This is a genomic window from Pseudomonas sp. UFMG81 (genome assembly GCF_015354575.1).
Taxonomy (GTDB): Bacteria; Pseudomonadota; Gammaproteobacteria; order Pseudomonadales; family Pseudomonadaceae; genus Aquipseudomonas.
Window position 1 is genome coordinate 1 of record NZ_JACAFQ010000050.1, and the last position, 21125, is coordinate 21125.

Here is a 21125-nt window from a genome sequence, read left to right on the forward strand (position 1 = left end):
GTGCGTTACCGATTACCGATTGCCAGCGGCATTTGACCGAGACGCTGGTGTGCCTGAGCGAGCAGCGGACGCGGCGGGTGGTGGCTACGTTTCTGGAGATGGTGCGGGAGGGGGGGTGAAGTTCCGAGTTCCGAGTTCCGAGTTCCGAGTTCCGAGTTCCGAGTTCCGAGTTCCGCAATTTAGACTATTTGGGTGTTGGTATTGCGTGAATATCCGTTGGCGATGGAGACGCCTATTCACCTTTCCGCCCTTACGGCGGCTTACTTTTTTCTTGGAAAAAGTAAGCAAAACCGCCTGCTCCCATCATCCGGCCCCTACGCTTCGCTTCGGGGTTCCCTCACTCCGGCCTTGCTCCCGCGTGGACGCACCGAAGGGCCATCCATGGCCCATCGGTGCTCGATGGGCATCCATGCCCATCGCCCCGCTCCGCAAGTCCTACGCTCGGCCTCCTGAAGTCGCGTTTGGCGGTGACTGGACTATTGCGCGCTTAGAAGCAAGAGCAAGAGCAAGAGCAAGAGCAAGAGCAAGAGCAAGAGCAAGAGCAAGAGCAAGAGCAAGAGCAAGAGCAAGAGCAAGAGCAAGAGCAAGAGCAATGAGTGTTCAATTGTTATTGATGTATTGTTTGTAATGGCCTCATCGCCGGCAAGCCGGCTCCCACAGTGACCGCGTAAGTTTCGAGTTCAGCGCAGTACCTGTGGGAGCTGCGGTTCGCCGCTGCGACTTTCCAGCGATTGCAATTTGAAGTCCAACAAAACAATCAACTAGCGACAGCTGCGCCAATATAGGCGCCGCCCCTAACTTCGCGACTTCAGGAGGCCGATCGGAGGGCTTGCGGAGGGAGGCGACGGGCATGGATGCCCGTCGAGCACCGATGGGCCATGGATGGCCCTTCGGTGCGTACTCCCGGGAGCAAGACCGGAGTGAGGGAACCCCGGAGCGCAGCGCAGGGGCCGTATGAATGGAGCGAGCATTTTTTGGTTACTTTTTGATGCTTCAAAAAGTGACCCGCCGTAAGGGCGGAAAGGTGAATAAGCGTCACCAAAGCAAATGGATATGCTGGGAGTTATAAAAACCAATCCAAGCAATTAAGCAATTAAGCAATTAAGCAATTAAGCAATTAAGCAATTAAGCAATTAAATAAACTTGTAAGCAGACAAATAAGTGACAAGTGATTATTCATACCCCACCCCACCACGACCGTGAAAAAACCCTCGCCAACGCCCCCATCTCAGTGCACCCTGATATCTCCCCGCAAAAGGACCGGCACGACCCATGGCGAAATGGCTAGACGGCGGAGGCCTCATGGCCGATAGCATCCGCGATCACGACTGGGTATCGACCCCGCTCGGCCCACTGGACACCTGGCCCGACGTACTCAAGACCTCCGTCGCCCTGTGCCTGGCCTCGCGCTTCCCACAAGCCGTGCTGTGGGGCAATTCGCTGATCACCCTGCACAACGACGCCTTCACCCATATCCTCGGCGACAAACCCACCGCCCTGGGTCGGCCGTTCAGCGACGTCTGGCAGGAAGCCTGGAGCGAAATCCGCCACATGGCCCAGCGCGCCCTGGACGGCGAAGCGGTGTACATCGAAGACTTCCCACTGCTGATCGAACGCCACGGCAGCCCCGAACGCGCCTATTTCACCTTCTGCTACAGCCCCATTCGCGACCATGACGGCCGCGTCGTCGGCATGCTCGACACGGTCACCGAAACCACCGCCAGCGTGGTCGCCAACCAGCGACTCAACTTCCTCGACAGCCTCGGCCGCGCCGCCGCCAACGCCACCGACCCCGAACGGATCATGGCCACCACCACCCAGCTGCTGGGCGAGCACCTGCAACTGTCCAGTTGCGCGTACGCCGTCATGGACCCGGACGAAGACGGCTTCACCATCTGCGGCGACTGGGTCGCCCCCGGCTCGCCGCGACTGATCGGCCAGTACCGCCTGGCCGACTTCGGCCAGCTGGCGGTCAATCGCCTGCGCGCCGGCCTGCCCCTGGTGATCAACGACAACCTCACGCAGCTGGCGCCGCTCGAGTCGGCGACGTTCCAGGCCATCGGCATCACCGCGACCATCTGCATGCCACTGATCAAGGACGGCCACCTCACCGCGCTGATGGCCATCCACGACCGGCAGCCACGCAACTGGACCCACTACGAGCAAGCCCTGATCGGCGAGGTCACCGAGCGCTGCTGGGCGCATATCCAGCGCTTCCAGGCCCATGCCGAGGTCAACCAGGCGATGGCCGCCCTCGAAGCGCTCAACACCACCCTCGAACAACGGGTCGAAGAGCGCACCACGCAGTTGCTGCACACCGAGGCGGTGCTGCGCCAGACCCAGAAGCTCGAAGCCATCGGCCAGCTCACCGGCGGCGTGGCCCATGACTTCAACAACCTGCTGACCATCATCCGTTCGTCGATCCACTTCCTGCAGCGCCCGGACCTCGATGAAACCCGCCGCAGCCGCTACTTCAAGACCGTTGCCGACACCGTCGACCGCGGCGCCAAGCTGACCGGCCAGTTGCTCGCCTTCGCTCGCCGCCAGGCCCTCAGCCCGCAGGTGTTCGACGCAGGTCCCCGGCTCGAGGCCATGGCCGACATGCTCGACACCGCCACCGGCGCACGCATCCATATCCAGATCGAACTTCCCAAGCAGCCCTGCCACGTGCACGCCGACCTGGGCCAACTGGAAACCGCGGTAATCAACCTGATGATCAACGCCCGCGATGCCATGGCCGGCGAAGGCACGCTGTGCCTGCGCCTGGAGGCGGACAAAGCGCTACCCCTGCTGCGTGGCCAGGCCGCACAAGCGGGACCGTTCGCTGCGATCTCGGTGATCGACAATGGGGTCGGCATCGCCCCGCACCTGCTCGAGCGCATCTTCGACCCGTTCTTCACCACCAAGGCTGCCGGCCATGGCACCGGCCTGGGGCTGTCCCAGGTGTTCGGTTTCGCACGGCAGTCCGGCGGCGATGTGCAGGTGCACAGCGTCGAGGGCCAAGGCACCACCTTCACCCTGTACCTGCCACAAGTGCCCATGACCGAGGTGCAGGCCATCGGCCCGGGCACGCCGCTGGCCCCGCACGGCGCAAGGCGGCGCATCCTGGTGGTGGAAGACAACCCGGACGTTGGCGGCTTCACCGCGCAGATCCTGCGCGACCACGGCTACCAGATCAGCTGGGCAACCAGTGCCGAGGAGGCGCTGGGGCAGATCGCCACGGCGCAAGAGCCGTTCGATGCGGTGTTCTCTGACGTAGTGATGCCGGGCATCGGCGGCCTCGCCCTGGCCCGTGGCCTGCGCGACAGCCATCCGGCGCTGCCGGTGATCCTCACCTCGGGGTACAGCGAAGCCATCGCCGAGGGCGGGCACCAGGGGTTCGCATTCCTGGCCAAGCCTTATTCGGCCGAGCAGGTGTGCCAGATGCTGGGCAAGGTGCTGGGGGATACATGACGTATCGCGGGGCAAGCCCGCTCCCACAGTGAGGTTGTGGGAGCGGGCTTGCCCCGCGATAGTGCGCGCAGACCGATCAGGCCTGGGTGCTGACCATGCCGCCGGCGCTGCTGCCGCCGGTCTTGGTCAGGGCTTCGAGCAGCTCTGCGGTGGCCGCCTGGATCTGCCCGCTGAGGGTGGCGATATTGGCCTGCTGGGCGGTGATCGCCGCCAGCTTGGTGGCTTCGTCGGTCTTCTGCGCAGCGATCTGCGCCAGTCGCTTCTGCGCCTCGGCCAACTGCTTCTGCAGCTCTTTGATCATCTCGCGCATCTGCTGGATGTGCGCCGGCTCGCCACTGCCACCGCCCTCGGCCTTCTTGGCGTCCTGGGTCTTGCCCGTGTCACGCACGCCGCTCATGTCGACGCCCAGGGTCGCCTTGGCTTCGCCCTGCTCGCTGGCCTTGGTATTCGCGCTGGTGAGCGCGCCGATGTTCAGATTGCTGATACCTACCATGTCCTTTACCTGCCTTGGGTGGGTCCATTCGATAACCTGGCTATCGGCCATCTCGTGCAGAACTTGAACCACCGTTCAACGATAAATTTGCCCCCTCGCCATTCGTCCACCTGATACCCGAGCCCCGCCCGGGCGCACGTGCGCCGCCGGTGGGTCGATCCGATCAGCCCTGCAACGAGATGGCAATGACCAAGACCCGTTCCCGCAAAGCCCTGTACATCGGCCTGCCCCTGGCCCTGGCGGTCGCCCTGGGGAGTGCCGCCGGCTACTTCTACTGGCAGCAGGAGGCCGGCTACCCACGCAAGATCGTCCAGCAGGCCGACGCGCTGCACGAGCACATGCTGTCGTTCGACAGCCACATCACCGTGCCGCTGGACCTGGGCAGTGCCGGCAACGAGCTGGACAAGGACGGCCCGGGCCAGTTCGACCTGGTCAAGGCCAACCGCGGGCGCCTGTCGGGCGCGGCGCTGACCATCTTCGGCTGGCCGGAAATCTGGAACGGTGCCAACGCCCCGCACCGCCCTACCCCCGGCTTCGTCGATGCCGCGCGCAACGAACAGGAAGTGCGCTACAAGATCATCAGCGGCATGGTCCGCGACTTCCCCAACCAGGTGGGTATCGCCTACACCCCCGACGACTTCCGGCGCCTGAACGGCGAAGGCAAGTTCGCCATCTTCATCAGCATGCTCAACGCCTACCCGCTGGGCCACGACCTGTCGCAACTGGACCTGTGGGCCGCGCGCGGCATGCGCATGTTCGGCTTCAGCTACACCGGCAACAACGACTGGGCTGATTCCTCGCGCCCGCTGCCGTTCTTCAACGACAGCGCCGACGCCCTGGGCGGGCTGTCGCCGCTGGGCGAGCAGGCGGTCAAGCGCCTCAACGACCTGGGCGTGATCATCGACGTGTCGCAGATGTCCACCCTGGCCCTGGAAGACGTCGCCCGCCTGTCGCGCGCGCCCATGGTCGCCTCGCATTCGGCGCCACGGGCGCTGGTGGACATCCCGCGCAATCTCTCCGACAAGGAGATGCAGCTGATCAAGGACAGCGGCGGGGTGATCCAGGTGGTTGGTTTTGGCCAGTACTTGAAGCCGCTCGGCAAGCCGGTGCTGGACAAGCTCGACGCCCTGCGCGCGCGCTTCGACCTGCAACCGCTGCAAGGGCTGGCCAACGCCCTGATGCCGGGCGACGCGGTGATCGCCATCTGGCCCGAGGCGCGCTTCGGCGAATACGCAAGCTCGCTGTACGGCATCCTCGAAGAGGAGCCCAAGGCCACCCTCAAGCAATATGTCGATGCCATCGACTACACGGTGAAGAAAGTCGGCATCGACCATGTCGGCATCAGCTCGGACTTCAACGACGGCGGCGGCCTGGACGGCTGGAGCAACGTCGGCGAGATCCGCAACGTCACCGCCGAACTGCTCACCCGAGGCTACAGCGAAACGGATATCGCGAAGCTCTGGGGCGGCAACTTCCTGCGCGCCTGGGCACAGGTGCAAAAAGCCGCCCTCCCCGTCGCCAACCGTTGATCAAGGCCCACTACGTTCATGAGCAATCGCCGCAACTTCCTCAAGCAGGCCGGCCTGCTGGCCGCCACCCTGCCGATGCTGCCCCACGCCCTGGCCAACACCCAGGCCCCCGTCGCCCTCACCGGCAAGGACAAATGGCGCCAGCTGCGCAGCCTGTTCCCCCAGGCGCCGGAGGTGATCCACTTGTCCAACTTCCTGGTCACCACCCACCCGCGCCCGGTGCAGGAGAGCATCGACCGCTTCCGTGCAGAGCTCGACCGCAACCCCGCGCAGTGGATGGACTGGCACAGCCAGGCGGTGTGGAAGCGTGAAGCCGAAGTGCGCGACTGGGCCGCGCGCTACCTGGAGGTCAAGCCACGCCAGATCGCCCTGACCGGCAGCACCACCGAGGGCCTGGGCATGATCTACGCGGGGCTGCAAGTGGCGCCGCACCAGGAGATCCTCACCACCGAGCACGAACACTACTCGGCCAACACCAGCTTCGATTTGCGCCAGCGTCGCCAGGGCACCCAGGTGCGCAAGATCCGCCTGTTCGACGAGCCGTGGGACATCAGCACCGCGCGCGTGCTGGAAACCCTCGACAAGGCCATCCAGCCCAACACCCGCGTGCTGGCCATGACCTGGGTGCACTCGGGCAGCGGCGTCAAGCTGCCGGTGGGGCAGATCGGCGAACTGGTGCGCAAGCACAACCGCAACCGCGACGAGAAGGACCGGATCATCTACGTGGTCGACGGCGTGCACGGTTTTGGCGTGGAGAACGCACGCTTCGCCGATTTCAACTGCGACTACTTCATCGCCGGCACCCACAAGTGGATCTTCGGCCCGCGTGGCACCGGCCTGATCTGCGCCGCCAGCGAAAAGCTCCAAGAGCACCTGGTGCCGACCTTCGCCACCTTCTCCGAGGACGAGGACTTCGCCACCATCATGACCCCCGGCGGCTACCACGGCTTCGAGCACCGCTGGTCGGTGGGCAAGGCCTTCGAGCTGCACCTGCAACTGGGCAAGGCCGACGTGCAGGCGCGCATCCACCAGCTCAACGACTACTTCAAGGAACGCGTGCGGGAGAACAAGCAACTGCAATTGGTGACCCCGCGCGGCAACGAATACTCCGCCGGCTTCACCTTCTTCCGGGTCAAGGCCCAGGAAGACCAGGACCCGTACGCCAACTACCTGATCGAAAACAAGGTGATGGTCGACGCCGTGTACCGCGATGTCGGCCCGGTGATCCGCACCGCCCCGGGCCTGTTGAACAACGAGCAGGAGATCGACCGCACCCTCGCCCTGCTCACCCGCAAGCTCTGAAAGCCAAAGGAAGGAACTGCCCCATGCCAGTGAACCTGCTACGCCCGTTATCGCTGCTCGGCCTGCTCGGCTGCCTGCTCGCAGGCCCGGCGCAGGCCGCGCACGAACACAAGCCCGGCGAGGTGTTCAAGGACTGCAAGGATTGCCCCGAGATGGTCGTGCTGCCCGCCGGCAGCTTCCAGATGGGCAGCCCGCCCGATGAAGTCGGCCGCCAGGACGACGAAGGCCCGATGCACCTGGTGACCTTCAGCGACACCTTCGCCATCAGCCGCTTCCACATCACCGCCGGTGAGTGGCAGGCCTACCTCAAGGAGACCGGTACGGTCATCGCCGACGGCGACGACCGCCCCGGGCGCGAATGCAAGAACAGCATCCCGCGCTACAAGATGGGCCCGCGCCAACCGGCCGTGTGCATGAGCTTCAAGGATGTCGAGAACTATGTCGCGTGGCTGTCGAAGAAGACCGGCCACACCTACCGCATGATCAGCGAGGCCGAGCGCGAGTACGCCGCCCGCGCTGGCAGCACAGGGCCGTTCCCCTTCCCCATGGACCCGGGCGAGGACTACCAGATCACCCAGCACGCCAACGTGTATGGGCCGCGCGACGGCTACAGCTACACCGCCCCGGTGGGCAGCTACCCGGCCAACGCCTTCGGCGTCTACGACATGCACGGCAACGTCTACGAGTGGACCGCCGACTGCTACCACGACAGCTACGTCGGCGCCCCCAGCGATGGCAGCGCCTGGAAAGCGGCCAACTGCGAGCTGGTGCAACTGCGCGGCAACGACTGGGGCGAGGCGCCGGTGTTCTCCCGTTCGGCCAACCGCAACCAGACCTACCCCGAAGACCGTGGCGACTGGATCGGCTTTCGCGTAGTGCGTGAACTGCACGCTGAGAATCGTTCTAAATTGCACGGCTGACGGCTCGTTCTATCGGTGTACTTGTGCAGGACCGGGCGCCCCATGGGGCGCCCCACCTCCGACGAACCCGAGGAACCGCCCCATGAGCCAGACCCGCACCCCTGACACCCTCCACGACCTGATCGGCGTAGGCTTCGGCCCGTCCAACCTGGCCCTGGCCATCGCCCTGGAAGAACTCGCCGAAACCAACGGCTACGCCCTCGATGCGCTGTTCATCGACAAGCAGCGCGACTACCGCTGGCACGGCAACACCCTGGCCACCCAGAGCGAGTTGCAGATCTCCTTCCTCAAGGACCTGGTGTCGCTGCGCAACCCCACCAGCCCCTACAGCTTCGTCAACTACCTGCACCAGAAGCAGCGCCTGGTCGACTTCATCAACCTGGGCACCTTCTACCCCTGCCGCCTGGAGTACAACGACTACCTGCGCTGGGCCGCCGAGCACTTCGCCACCCAGGCCGCCTACGGCGAGCAGGTGCTGCGCATCGAGCCGGTGCTCGAAGGCGGGCGCATCGCGCACCTGGCGGTGATCTCCCGCGACGACAACGGCCATGAACTGCGCCGCCTGGCCCGTTCGGTAGTGGTCGGTACCGGCGGCACGCCGAAAGTGCCGGCGACCTTCGCCGCGTTCAAGGACGACCCACGGGTATTCCACCACTCCAGCTACCTGCAAAGCCTGGCCGCCCTGCCCTGCGCCGAAGGCAAGCCGATGCGCATCGCCATCGTCGGCTCCGGCCAGAGTGCCGCCGAGGCATTCATCGACCTCAACGACAGCTACCCGTCGGTGAAGGTCGACATGATCGTGCGCGCCTCGGCCTTGAAACCGGCCGACGACAGCCCGTTCGTCAACGAGATCTTCGCCCCGCAGTACACCGACCTGGTGTTCAACCAGACCCTGCCCGAGCGCAAGAAGCTGATCGACGAGTACCACAACACCAACTACTCGGTGGTGGACGTCGACCTGCTCGAGCGCATCTACGGCATCCTCTACCGCCAGAAGGTCGCCCACCAGTACCGCCACGCCGTGCTCTGCCGCCGCCAGGTGGAGGCCGCCACTGCCACCGCGCAAGGCATCGAGCTGACCCTGCAGGACCTGGCCACCCACCAGATGCAGACCCACCGCTACGACGCGGTGATCCTCGCCACCGGCTACGAGCGCCGCTCGCACCGCGACCTGCTGGCGCCGCTGCAACAGCACCTGAAGGACTTCGTGGTCGACCGCGACTACCGCGCCCTGGCCAGCGACGACCTGCAAGCGGCGGTGTACCTGCAAGGCTTCTGCGAAAGCTCCCACGGCCTGTCCGACACCCTGCTGTCGGTGCTGCCGATGCGCGCCAGCGAGATCGGCCAGTCGCTGTACCAGACCCTGGCCAGCCAGCGTGCCGGGCTGCGCGACGCCGTCGCGGCGCTTTCCTGAGGACGGCTGATGAGCTCCACTAAGGCAACCACCCGTGAACTGCTGGCGATCCTGCGCCCGCTGCTGCCGACCCTGGGGGTTTCGATCGTCCTGGGGATCGTCGGCGGCCTGAGCGTGACCGCCCTGCTGGCGCGGATCAACACCCTGATGCACAGCGGCGAGGCCATCGGCAGCGCCGTCATGCTCGGCTTTGCCGGGCTGTGTGCGCTGGCGTTGGGCTGCGCCATCGCCGCCAACATCGGCACCAACTACGTCGGCCAGCACGTGATCGCGCGCTTGCGCGTGGCGCTGGGCGGCAAGGTGCTGTGCGCGCCGATCGAACAGCTCGAACGCTACCGCAGCCACCGCCTGATCCCGGTGCTGACCCACGACATCGACACCGTCAGCGACTTCACCTTCGGCCTGCCGCAGTTGATCGTGTCGCTGACCGTGACCCTCGGCTGCCTGGGCTACCTGGCCATGCTCGACGGGCCGATGTTCCTGATCACCGCCAGCGCCGTGGTGCTGGGCTGTATCGCCCAGTACGTGGCACGGGCCAAGGGCATGGGCGGCTTCGAGGCCGCGCGCGAGGAAGAGGACCAGCTGCAGAAGTTCTACCGCGGCATGGCCGAGGGTGCCAAGGAGCTGCGCATGCACCGCCAGCGCCGACGCACCCTGTACCGCGAGCAGGTGATCCCCACCGTCGAGCGCATCGCCAAGCTGCAGATCCGCTCGGTGAACATCTTCCTCAGTGCCAGCACCTTCGGCTCGCTGCTGTTCTTCATGGTCATCGGCATCTGCCTGGGCCTGCAGACCTGGGGCGTACCGGTGCAGAGCAGCGTGCTCAGCGGCTTCGTCATGACCTTGCTGTTCATGAAGGGGCCGATGGAGTCGGTACTCGGCCTGCTGCCGCTGATCAGCCGCAACGCCGTGGCGCTCAAGCGCATCGCCGAGATGAACGCCGCCTTCTCCACCCCCGAGCCGCACCTGCTGCCCGACCGCGAGGCCGGCGAACGCCAGGCGCTGCACAGCCTGGAACTGCGCGAAGTCAGCTACACCTTCCCCAGCGTCGACGGCCTGGCGCCGTTTCGCATGGGCCCGCTGAACCTCAAGGTGCAGCCGGGTGAGCTGCTGTTCATCGTCGGCCACAACGGCAGTGGCAAGACCACCTTGATCAAGCTGCTGCTGGGCCTGTACGAGCCCGACGGCGGCGAGGTGCTGCTCAACGGCCAGGCGGTCGGCGCCGCCCAGCGCGACGACTACCGCCAGCTGTTCACCACGGTGTTCGCCGACTTCTTCCTGTTCCAGGAGCTGCTCGAACGCAAGGGCGTATTGCCCGAGCACACCCAGGCCTACCTGGAACGCCTGGAGCTTGCGCACAAGGTGACCATCCGCGACGGCGCCTTCACCACCACCGACCTGTCCACCGGCCAGCGCAAGCGCCTGGCGCTGCTGCACGCCTGGCTCGACGAGCGCCCGGTGCTGGTGTTCGACGAGTGGGCCGCCGACCAGGATCCGGCCTTCCGCAAGGTGTTCTACACCGAGCTGCTGCCGGACCTCAAACGCCAGGGCAGGACGGTGATCGTGATCTCCCACGACGACCGCTACTTCGACCTTGCCGACCAGCTGGTGGAAGTTCGCGGCGGCCAACTGCACCCCCTCACCGAACGCGCCTGAGCCCCAGGCGCGTTTTTTTTCGCGTTTGTGAAAAAAATGTTTTCCGGTTTCCAGAAGGCCATGCGTCTTCTTCTTGAATACGAACAACTCTCATTACCCAAAACTACAAGTTCCTTCGAAGGAAGCACGATGTCTGTCAAACACGCACTGTCACCTCTGGCCCTGGCCCTCCTGCTGCCATGCGCAGCCATCGTCCAGGCCCAGGAGATCCAGCTGAACATCCCGGCCCAGTCGCTGGGCTCGGCGTTGCAGGCCCTCGGCCAGCAGACCAACCTGCAGATTCTGTTCAGCCCCGACACCGTCGGCGGCAAGCGCTCCACCGCGGTCAACGGCCGCTACGAGCCACAGCAGGCCCTGCGCCTGATGCTGCAGGGCACCGATGTGCGCTACAGCGTCGACGGCTCGCAGGTCACCCTGCAGGGGCCCTCGAGCGGCGAAGCTCTGGAGTTGGGGAACGTCCAGATCGACGGCAAGGCGCTGACCGCCACTTCCGAAGGCACTCACTCCTACGCAGCCCAAGCCGTGACCATCGGCAAGGGCACCGAGCGTTTGAAGGACATCCCGCAGTCGGTGACCGTGGTCACCCGCCAGCGCATGGATGACCAGAACATGAACAACCTGCAGGACGCGATGCGCCAGGTCACTGGTGCCACCATCAAGACCTACAACACCGGCTCCAGCCTGAACGACGTGTACATGCGCGGCTTCCTGGTGGACCAGGTGCAGGTCGATGGCGTTTCGCAGATCACCGGCCAGGGCGACATGGCCACCAGCTTCGACCTGGCGATGTACGACCGCGTCGAAGTGCTGCGCGGCCCGAGCGGCCTGTACGCAGGCTCCGGCGAGCCGTCGGGGACCATCAACGTGGTGCGCAAGCGCGCCCTGGACAAGTTCGGCCTCAACGGTGAAGTGTCCGCCGGTTCCTGGGACCGCTACCGCACCATGGTCGACGTCACCGGCCCGCTGAACGACGCTGGCACCATCCGTGGCCGCGCGGTCACCGCCTACGAGAACAACAAGTCGTTCGTCGACCACGTCGAGAACGAGCGCCCGATGTTCTACGGTCGTCTGGAGTTCGACCTGGACCCGAGCACCACCCTGTCGATGGGCGGCGCCTACCAGAAGAACGACTCCACCCCGGCCTTCGGCCTGCCCGCCTACTCCAACGGCAAGCTGCTGGACGTGCCGCGCCACACCTACGTCGACGCCAAGTGGAACACCCTCAAGGAAGAAACCTGGGAGGCCTTCACCGAGCTCGACCACGCCCTGGACAACGGCGGCCAGTGGAAGACCTCGCTGACCTACCGCGACGCGCGCACCCCGACCCGCGAGTTCAGCTGGACCACCGACGGTGTCGACCCGACCACCAACACCGCCATGGCTTCGATGTACTCGTACTACACGCGCATCAAGACCCTGGGCCTGGACAGCTTCGTCACCTCGCCGTTCACCTTCGCCGGGCGCACCCACGAGTTCACCCTGGGTGGTGAATACCAGCACCTGGACAAGGCCTTCACCTACGGCACCGTGGATGCCGACGGCGACGGCTATGCCGATGGCTTCCCGATTGGTATCACCGGTGCCAACGACCTGCCGCACCAGGACATGCCGCACACCAACTTCAACTACTCCAAGAGCACCCAGTACGGCATCTACGGCCGCACCAAGCTCAACATCACCGACGAACTGGACGTGATCCTCGGCTCGCGGGTGACCTGGTTCGATGCCGATGCGAAGAACGCCAACACCTTCTTCAACAACTTCGGCAACCCGTCCACCGAAACCAACGCCAAGGCCATCCCGTACGGTGCCATCACCTACAAGCTGACCCCGGACCTGTCGGCCTACGCCAGCTACACCAGCGTGTTCCGCCCACAAAGCGAGACCGACGCCACCGGCAAGCAGATGGTCGGCCCGCACAAAGGCAAGCAGTATGAAGTGGGCCTGAAGCAGGAACTGCTGGACGGCCGCCTGAACGCGTCGCTGGCGATGTTCCAGATCTTCGACGAGAACCGCGCCCAGTGGAACGGCGTCAACGGCTACGAAGCCAGCGGCAAGGTGCGCAGCCAGGGCTGGGAAACCGAGTTGACCGGCAACCTGACCGACAACTGGAGCATCGTCACCGGCTACGCCTTCACCATGACCAAGCTGCTCGAAGACGACACCACCAACGGTGTGGCCAAGGGCAGCCAGTTCAGCACCATCACGCCGAAGCACAACTTCAACCTGTGGACCAAGTACGAGTTCCTCGACGGCTCGCTCAAGGGCTTCCATGTGGCCGGTGGTACCCGCGTGGTCAGCGCCACCCACTACACCCGTGGCGACGTTGATTTCGTCCAGGGCGGCTACGCGGTCAGCACCGCGCAGATCGGCTACAAGTTCAACGAGAACCTGAGCTCGACCCTGACCGCCAACAACATCTTCGACCGCAAGTACTACGACCGCGTCGACAGCGCCTGGGGTTCGAACTTCTACGGCGAGCCACGCAACCTGACCCTGACCCTGCGCGCCAGCTACTGATCGCAGGCAGGTAAAACAAAGCCGGAGTGCGCGCAAGCGCCTCCGGCTTTTTTGTGGGTGCGCGTTACTGCGGGAGCTGCGGTTCGCCGCTGCGACTTACCAGCGATGCGCCGCCGGGCGGCGCTCGATCGCGAGGGCGCTTAAGATCTGTCGGCAGGCGCGTGGTGGCCTACATGCGATCCCAAGACAGATACTTGGGCGCCATACCGCTGCCCCTCAATGATCAAACTCGCGCGGCACCCTGCAGGCGCAGTGCTGCCGCCTCAGCGGCTGTCCTGGCCGCCGAAGATGTTCTGCCGGCTGCGCGTGGTCTTGCCATTGCTGTAGCGCGTGTCCTGGCCACCGTGGATGTTGGCGCGACTTCTGGAAGTGCTGCCATCGCTGTAGCGGGTGTCTTGACCACCGTGAATGTTCGAATGGCTGGTGGAGGTGCTGCCATCACTGTAGCGGGTGTCCTGGCCACCGTGAATGTTCGCACGGCTGCTGGAGCGACGGCCATCGCTGTAGCGAGTGTCAAAGCCGCCGTGGATATTGCTGCGGCTGGACGATGTGGTGCCGTTGCTGTAGCGACAATCCTCGCCGCCATGGATGTTCGGCCGGCAGCTGTCGGCCAGGGCCGAGGCGCAGGGCAAGGCCAGCAGCAGCGCGAACAGCAGAGCCGCGGGTGTGCTGGCAATCGTAGGAGCCGGCTTGCCGGCGAACTGGCCTGTGCTGGCAAAATCAACCACGGCCTCACCCCGCCGCACGCGGCATCAGCTCATACGGGTGCTTCCACCCCGGCACCGCCTGGATCCGCTTCTTCCACGCCTCGATATGGGTGAACTCGGTCACCTCAAGCCCGGTGTCTTCGGGCATGAACACATACCCCGCCAGCGACAGATCGGCGATGGTCAACCGCCCACCGACCATGAACGGCTGCTTGGCCAGGTGTGCATCGACGATCTGGTATGCCGCCCGGGCGCGCTCGCGCAGGAACCGGGTGATGTCCGACTCGCCCATCTTCTTCAGGCAGAAGATGAACCGTAGCGCGGCGTAGTAGCTGGTGAACTTGTGGTTGTCGAACAGCATCCAGCGCCAGATCTCGCGCCGCTCGGCGTCATCGCGCGGACCATACTGGCCAGTGCGTTCGGCCAGGTATTCGAGAATCAGCGCCGACTGGGTGAGTTTCTCGCCGGCATGCTCCAGCACCGGCACCTCGCCCTGCTCGTTGACCGCCTCGCGCCAGTCCTCCCCGCGGGTCTGGCCGTGGAAGAAATCGACGAACACCGGCTGCCAATCCTGGCCGGTGAGTTCGAGCATCAGCGCGGCCTTGTAGGCGTTACCGGATTCTGCGAAGCAGTGGAGCCTGTATTCGGACATGAGCGTTCATTCCCTGGCGTTGCCGTGGCGGTGGACGCCACTGTAGCCGAGTTCGCCGCATCTGATCACGCTCCCTGTAGGAGCGGGCTGGCCCCGCGAACACAGGCAAAGCCTGTGCCATGCACCTGGGCGCCTGCCCGGTAACGCATCCCGAAGAGCCGGGTTAACACCCATAAAAATGCAAGACAGCGCTGTTCATACGCCACCATAGAGTTATAAGATAACGTTTCATTTGACATTCATTCTTGCCTGCGACCCTTGCCAATGACCAGCGCCACCGCCTCCCCCACCCTGCTCACCCAGCGCCTGCAGAGCATCGACGCCCTGCGCGGCCTGGTGATCCTGTTCATGCTGCTCGACCACGTGCGCGAAACCTTCTTCCTGCACCGCCAGGTCAGCGACCCGATGAGTATCGACGCCACCGACCCCAGCCTGTTCGCCAGCCGCACCCTGGCCCACCTGTGCGCCCCGGTATTCGTGCTGCTGACCGGGCTGTCGGCCTGGCTGTACGGCGAAAAACACCAAGGCCGTGGCGATGTGGCGACGTTCCTGTTCAAGCGCGGGCTGTTCCTGGTGGTGCTGGAGTTCACCCTGGTCAACTTCGCCTGGACCTTCCAGCTGCCGCCGAGCGTGATCTACCTGCAAGTGATCTGGGCCATCGGCGTGAGCATGATCGCCCTGTCACTGCTGGTGTGGCTGCCACGCCCGGCGCTGTTGGCAGTGGGTGCGGCGATCGTCGCCGGGCACAACCTGCTCGATGGTGTGCACTTCGGGCCGGGGTCGGCGCTGCACGTACCGTGGGCGATCCTGCATGACCGTGGCTGGCTCGAAGCGAGCGACAGCCTTCGCCTGCGCACCTCGTACCCGGTGCTGCCATGGATCGGCGTGATCGCCCTGGGCTACGGCATCGGCCCCTGGTTCGGCCGTGGCGCCGATGCCGCCACCCGCCAGCGGCGGCTGTTGCTGGCCGGCGCCGCCGCCCTGCTCGGTTTCGTCGTACTGCGCTTGCTCAATGGCTACGGCGAGGCGCCCTGGAGCGTATACCCGACGATCACACAGACACTGATGAGCTTCTTCAACATCACCAAGTACCCGCCGTCGCTGCTGTTCCTGGCCCTGACCCTGGGCGCCGGGCTGTTGCTGCTGCGCGGCTTCGAGCGTGCCGGCAGCGCCCGCTGGATCGGCCCGCTGGCCGTGTTCGGCGCAGCGCCGATGTTCTTCTACCTGCTGCACCTGTATGTGCTCAAAGTGCTGTACCTGGCCAGCGTCGCCCTGTTCGGGCACAACCACGGCGACTACTTCGGCTTCGACGGTATCGCTGCGGTGTGGCTGACCGCCGTGCTGCTGGCGATCGCCTTGTACCTGCCGGTGCGTTGGTTCGCCCGCCTCAAGGCCCGCCGTCGCGATATCGCCTGGCTCAAGTACTTCTGAAACCGGCCCGGAGGTGGCCATTGCCGGCCACCTTCCCCTCTTCTTCCCCTGGACGCTCTACCATGCCGCCGCGCGCCACCGCCCTGCTGTTCCTCCCGCTTGCATCCGCCACTTGCGCCTTTGCCGATTCCGCCCAGTCACAGGCCAACGGCTTCATCGACGACAGCACCTGGAACCTGCTCAACCGCAGCGTGTTCGACCAGCGCGACTACCGCCACGGCGGGCGCAATGGCGCCGCGCGCAACGCCTACAAACCCCGCACCGAGCGCAGCGGCAAGGCCGAGGAATGGGCCTACGGCTTGATGGGCACGTTCAACTCCGGCTTCACCCAAGGGCTGGTCGGCGTCGGTGTTGACGCCCACGCCTACCTCGGCGTGCAACTGGACAGCGGCGGCGGCCGCGCCGGCAAAGCCCGGTTGCTCGGTGTCGACAACGACGGGCACCCAAAGGATGAATACAGCCGGGCCGGCGCGGCGGTGAAACTGCGCATGGCCAACACCGTGCTGTCCTACGGCGAACAGCGGGTCAAGACCCCCGTGTTCAGCTCCTCCGACAGCCGCCTGCTGCCCGAGACCGCCACCGGTTGGTTCCTCACCTCCAACGAGATCGACCGGCTCAAGCTGGTGGCCGGGCACTTCACCGAAAGCACCGACCGCAACGCCAGCAGCCACGACCAGGGCTTCGTGGTGAACTACTCCAACGGCCGCCAGGGCAACACCCTCGACCTCGCCGGCGCGGTGTGGAGCCCCAGCGCCAATGCCAGCGCCAGCCTGTACACCTCGCGCTACGAGGACAGCTGGAACCAGCACTACCTGGGCAGCACGCTCAGCCATGCGCTCGACGCCCAGCGCAGCCTGGGGCTGGACCTGAACCTGTACCGCACCACCGACACCGGCAAGGCCCTGTCCGGGCGCATCGACAACACCACCTGGAGCCTGATCGGGCGCTATGCCCAGGGGCCGCATACCTTCAGCCTTGGCTGGCAGCAAGTGGATGGGAACACGCCGTTCGACTACGTGACACGGGGGGCGATTTTCCTGGGTAACGCCGTGCAGCTGTCCGACTTCAATGCGCCGAACGAGAAGTCGTGGCAGGCGCGCTATGACCTGAACATGGGGGTGTATGGCGTGCCGGGGTTGAGCCTGACGGCGTTGTATGTGCGCGGGTTCGACATTGATGGGACGCACGTGGATCAGCGCGGTGGGTATGCATATCTGGGGTATGGCAAGGACGGTCGGCACTGGGAGCGGGACCTGGAGGCGCGGTATGTGGTGCAAGCCGGGAAGGCCAAGGATACCGCCTTCTCGCTGAGGTACAACGTGCACCGGGGCAGTGCTGCTCAGGCTGAGCTGGACGCGGACCAGATCAGGCTGGCAGTAGAATGGCCAGTGGCTGGAAGGCTTTAAACACCCACTCAACTAAGGATCAGCGCGCATTCCTGTGGGAGCGGGTTTGCGAATCCCGTACTGCTACCAGTGGCTCTGAACTGACTCAGTCATTCTGCTTCGCGATCAGCCCAAAGCAGATGGGAGCCATGCGCAACTACGAGGAAATTTCCTACAATTGATAGTCATTCGCCATTAACTCGTTCTCGGAACCCCGCCCCAAGGGGTAGAATGCCGCAAAACCGGGAGCCGCAATGAACCAGGACCGCCTCAACCCCAGCGAAGACGATGCCATTACCGATGCCGCCGCGCATTGGTGCATGCGCCTGCACGCCGACGATTGTTCGGCGGCGGAACGCGAGGCGTGCCAGCGCTGGCAGGCGGCTGATCCGCGTCACGCCGCGGAATACCAGGCGATGCTGGAGATCTGGCAAACCGCCGACCTGTTGCCACGCAGCGCCCAGGTGGTCGAGTTCAAGCCCCGCCAACAGGCCCCCGCCCGTCACTGGCGGCCGTTCGCCTCGGCGGCGGCCATCGCCCTGCTCGCCCTGCCCCTGGCCGGCTGGGTCGGTTGGGAGCAAGGCTGGCTACCCAACAGTTACCAGCACTTCGAAGCCAGCAACCAGGTGCGCCAGGTTCAGCTGAGCGACGGCAGCCAGGTGGAGCTCAACCTCAACAGCGAGCTGCGCTTTCTCAATTACAAGGACGAGCGCCGGGTCAAGCTGATCAAGGGCGAGGCGTTCTTCAAGGTCGAGCACGACAGCAGCCACCCGTTCATTGTCCGCGCCGGCAACGGCCAGACCCGGGTCACCGGCACCCAGTTCAACGTGTGGAAATACGAGGACCAGGTCAAGGTGACGCTGGTGGAAGGCTCGGTGCTGGTCAGCAACGATGGCAACGCCGGCGGCTACCGCCTTGGCCCGGGCATGCAGGCCAGCTACCACAAGGGTGATTTCGAACCCTCGCTCAGCCAGAGCGACGACTTCGGCAACAGCCTGGCCTGGCGCAACGGCAAGCTGGTGCTGGACAACCTGACCCTGGCCCAGGCGCTGCCGGTGATCAACCGCTACCTGGAACAACCCCTGCGCCTGGCCGACGACAGCACCGCGAAGATCCGCATCAGCGGTATCTACAACACCCGCGAAGTGTCGCGCCTGGTCGATACGCTACCCAAGGTGCTGCCGGTGTACCTCACCCGCAGCAAGGACGGCAGCACCGTCCTCAACCGCATCGTCCCGCCCCCAAGCCNTCAGCCAGAGCGACGACTTCGGCAACAGCCTGGCCTGGCGCAACGGCAAGCTGGTGCTGGACAACCTGACCCTGGCCCAGGCGCTGCCGGTGATCAACCGCTACCTGGAACAACCCCTGCGCCTGGCCGACGACAGCACCGCGAAGATCCGCATCAGCGGTATCTACAACACCCGCGAAGTGTCGCGCCTGGTCGATACGCTACCCAAGGTGCTGCCGGTGTACCTCACCCGCAGCAAGGACGGCAGCACCGTCCTCAACCGCATCGTCCCGCCCCCAAGCCGCGGCTGAGGCCGCTCAGCGCGCGCCCTGTAGGAGCGGCCTTGCCGGGGCGCCGGACCGGCCGGAAAGGGGCGCGCAGCGGCCCCGGCGATCTTGGGCGTACTCGAGATCCTGGGGGCGCTACGCACCCCTTTCCGGCCGGTCCGGCGCCCCGGCAAGGCCGCTCCTACAGGCTGCGCGTCAATCCTACAACGTCATCGCCGCCAACCAGCCAAACGCCAGCAACGGCAGGTTGTAGTGGATGAAGGTCGGCACCACGGTGTCCCAGATATGGTGGTGCTGGCCATCCACGTTCAGCCCCGAAGTCGGCCCCAGGGTCGAGTCCGAAGCCGGTGAACCCGCATCGCCCAGCGCCCCGGCGGTACCGACGATGCACACCGTGGCCACCGGGTCGAAGCCCAGCTGCACGCACAGCGGCACGAAGATCGCCGCCAGGATCGGCACGGTGGAGAACGNAGGCCGCTCCTACAGGCTGCGCGTCAATCCTACAACGTCATCGCCGCCAACCAGCCAAACGCCAGCAACGGCAGGTTGTAGTGGATGAAGGTCGGCACCACGGTGTCCCAGATATGGTGGTGCTGGCCATCCACGTTCAGCCCCGAAGTCGGCCCCAGGGTCGAGTCCGAAGCCGGTGAACCCGCATCGCCCAGCGCCCCGGCGGTACCGACGATGCACACCGTGGCCACCGGGTCGAAGCCCAGCTGCACGCACAGCGGCACGAAGATCGCCGCCAGGATCGGCACGGTGGAGAACGACGAGCCGATGCCCATGGTCACCAGCAACCCCACCAGCAGCATCAGCAGCGCACCGACACCCTTGCTGTGGTCGATCCACTGCGCCGAGGCCTCGACCAGGGTCTTCACCTCGCCGGTGGCCTTCATCACATCGGCGAAGCCCGAGGCGGCGATCATGATGAAGCCGATCATCGCCATCATCTTCATGCCCTCGGTGAACAGGCCATCGGTCTCCTTCCAACGCACGATGCCCGACAGCGAGAAAATCAGGAAGCCAACCATCGCGCCGATGATCATCGAGTCCAGCCACAGCTGGATGACGAACGCCGCGGCGATCGCCACCCCCGCCACCAGCAGGGTCAGCGGGTTGTACTGCACGCTGACCTGCTCGACCTGCTCGATGCGCGCCAGGTCGTAGTCGCGCTTCTTGCGGTAGCTGAAGAACACCGCCAGCAACAGGCCAGCCAGCATGCCCGCCGCCGGAATGGCCATGGCGTGGGTGACGTTGACCCCGCTCACGTCCACACCCGCACGGCTGACGTTGGCCAGCAGGATCTCGTTGAGGAAGATGTTGCCAAAGCCCACCGGCAGGAACATGTACGGGGTGATCAAGCCGAAGGTGATCACGCAGGCGATCAACCGGCGGTCGATGCGCAGGCGGGTCAGCACATACAACAGCGGCGGCACCAGCAGCGGAATGAAGGCGATATGGATCGGCAGGATGTTCTGCGACGACACCGCCACCACCAGCATCAGGCCGATCAACAGCCATTTCACCTTGCCGCCGTCGGCGTGGCCCTGGCGGTCGATCATCGCCAGGGCGCGGTCGGCCAGGGCATGGGCCATACCGGACTTGGCGATGGCCACGGCGAAGGCGCCGAGCAACGCGTACGACAGCGCCACCGTGGCGCCGCCCCCCAGGCCGCCGTTGAAGGCTTTGAGCGTACCCTCGATACCCAGGCCGCCGACCAGGCCACCGGCCAGGGCACCGACGATCAGGGCGATGACCACATGCACGCGGGACAGGCTCAAGACCAGCATGATCCCGACCGCGGCAATCACTGCATTCATGGTGTGCAAACCTCTTTACGACAGACAAAAAGCGAGCGTTCCGGCGACAGCTGCACGCAGGCAGTGGCCGGACCAGGGGATGTTGTTATGAAGGGCGCACACTCTGAAGCACGGGCCAGCAGAAGTCAAAAGCGTCTGTGCCGCACCTTCCTGTAGGACATAGACGAAAGTCGCGGGATTAAATTGAACGTTTGAATAAAGAAAACCCCGCGCAGGCCGACACAGTCGGCAGCATCAAATCTATTACAAGGGATCCGCCCCCATGCCTTTGCTGCGACAACTCTCCATCCAATGGAAGATCACCCTGCTGGCCGGCCTGTGCCTGGCG

13 protein-coding genes and 4 pseudogenes are annotated in these 21125 nt (G+C 64.9%); 12 read left to right on the forward strand and 5 right to left on the reverse strand.

What is annotated here, in order from left to right; genetic code table 11:
- Positions 1-119 (forward strand): annotated as a pseudogene (locus IX761_RS25000) (LysR family transcriptional regulator); the annotation flags it as partial.
- 1153 nt (positions 120-1272) lie between these two features.
- Complete coding sequence (locus tag IX761_RS25005) at positions 1273-3453, forward strand: ATP-binding protein (RefSeq protein WP_194792170.1); 2181 nt, start codon at positions 1273-1275, stop codon at positions 3451-3453.
- A gap of 76 nt (positions 3454-3529) precedes the next feature.
- Here IX761_RS25005 and IX761_RS25010 read toward each other — a convergent pair whose 3' ends face one another.
- Positions 3530-3946, reverse strand: a complete 417-nt coding sequence (locus tag IX761_RS25010) for a hypothetical protein (RefSeq protein WP_194792171.1) — start codon at positions 3944-3946, stop codon at positions 3530-3532.
- Between the two features lie 185 nt (positions 3947-4131).
- Between IX761_RS25010 and pvdM the strand changes: the two genes are divergently transcribed.
- The 6 genes from pvdM (at position 4132) to IX761_RS25040 (ending at position 13287) form a co-directional block, all read left to right on the forward strand.
- Positions 4132-5475, forward strand: a complete 1344-nt coding sequence (pvdM, locus tag IX761_RS25015) for a pyoverdine-tailoring dipeptidase-like protein PvdM (RefSeq protein ID WP_194792172.1) — start codon at positions 4132-4134, stop codon at positions 5473-5475.
- 18 nt (positions 5476-5493) lie between these two features.
- Positions 5494-6777 (forward strand): aminotransferase class V-fold PLP-dependent enzyme, encoded by a 1284-nt coding sequence (locus IX761_RS25020; protein ID WP_194792173.1) that lies wholly within the window; start codon positions 5494-5496, stop codon positions 6775-6777.
- Between the two features lie 23 nt (positions 6778-6800).
- A complete protein-coding gene (locus IX761_RS25025) occupies positions 6801-7697 on the forward strand; it encodes a formylglycine-generating enzyme family protein (RefSeq protein ID WP_194792174.1) in 897 nt (298 codons plus the stop codon).
- Positions 7698-7779: 82 nt separating this feature from the next.
- Positions 7780-9111, forward strand: coding sequence for a lysine N(6)-hydroxylase/L-ornithine N(5)-oxygenase family protein (locus tag IX761_RS25030; RefSeq protein ID WP_194792175.1), 1332 nt, complete (start codon positions 7780-7782; stop codon positions 9109-9111).
- Positions 9112-9120: 9 nt separating this feature from the next.
- Complete coding sequence (locus tag IX761_RS25035; protein WP_194792176.1) at positions 9121-10767, forward strand: cyclic peptide export ABC transporter; 1647 nt, start codon at positions 9121-9123, stop codon at positions 10765-10767.
- Between the two features lie 129 nt (positions 10768-10896).
- Positions 10897-13287 (forward strand): TonB-dependent siderophore receptor, encoded by a 2391-nt coding sequence (locus IX761_RS25040; RefSeq protein WP_194792177.1) that lies wholly within the window; start codon positions 10897-10899, stop codon positions 13285-13287.
- Positions 13288-13550: 263 nt separating this feature from the next.
- Here IX761_RS25040 and IX761_RS25045 read toward each other — a convergent pair whose 3' ends face one another.
- Positions 13551-14015 carry a hypothetical protein gene (locus tag IX761_RS25045; RefSeq protein ID WP_323744614.1) on the reverse strand — a complete coding sequence of 155 codons (465 nt, stop codon included), beginning with the start codon at positions 14013-14015 and terminating at the stop codon, positions 13551-13553.
- Between the two features lie 4 nt (positions 14016-14019).
- The gene (locus IX761_RS25050; protein WP_194792178.1) at positions 14020-14646 is read right to left on the reverse strand and encodes a glutathione S-transferase family protein; all 627 of its coding nucleotides are present in this window, start codon (positions 14644-14646) and stop codon (positions 14020-14022) included.
- A gap of 264 nt (positions 14647-14910) precedes the next feature.
- On the opposite strand from IX761_RS25050, the gene IX761_RS25055 reads away from it, so the two are divergent.
- From IX761_RS25055 to IX761_RS25070, 4 genes and pseudogenes are all read left to right on the forward strand, one after another.
- Positions 14911-16077 (forward strand): DUF1624 domain-containing protein, encoded by a 1167-nt coding sequence (locus IX761_RS25055; RefSeq protein ID WP_194792179.1) that lies wholly within the window; start codon positions 14911-14913, stop codon positions 16075-16077.
- A gap of 62 nt (positions 16078-16139) precedes the next feature.
- Entirely contained in the window at positions 16140-17483 is a 1344-nt protein-coding gene (locus tag IX761_RS25060; protein ID WP_194792180.1) for an OprD family porin, read from the forward strand.
- A gap of 233 nt (positions 17484-17716) precedes the next feature.
- Positions 17717-18706: pseudogene (locus IX761_RS25065) on the forward strand (FecR family protein); the annotation flags it as partial.
- A 10-nt stretch (positions 18707-18716) separates the two neighbouring features.
- Positions 18717-19001 (forward strand): annotated as a pseudogene (locus IX761_RS25070) (peptide ABC transporter substrate-binding protein); the annotation flags it as partial.
- Positions 19002-19178: 177 nt separating this feature from the next.
- Here IX761_RS25070 and IX761_RS25075 read toward each other — a convergent pair.
- Positions 19179-19445 (reverse strand): annotated as a pseudogene (locus IX761_RS25075) (Na+/H+ antiporter NhaC family protein); the annotation flags it as partial.
- Between the two features lie 32 nt (positions 19446-19477).
- Entirely contained in the window at positions 19478-20797 is a 1320-nt protein-coding gene (locus IX761_RS25080; RefSeq protein ID WP_194792182.1) for a Na+/H+ antiporter family protein, read from the reverse strand.
- Between the last annotated feature and the right edge of the window lie 328 nt (positions 20798-21125).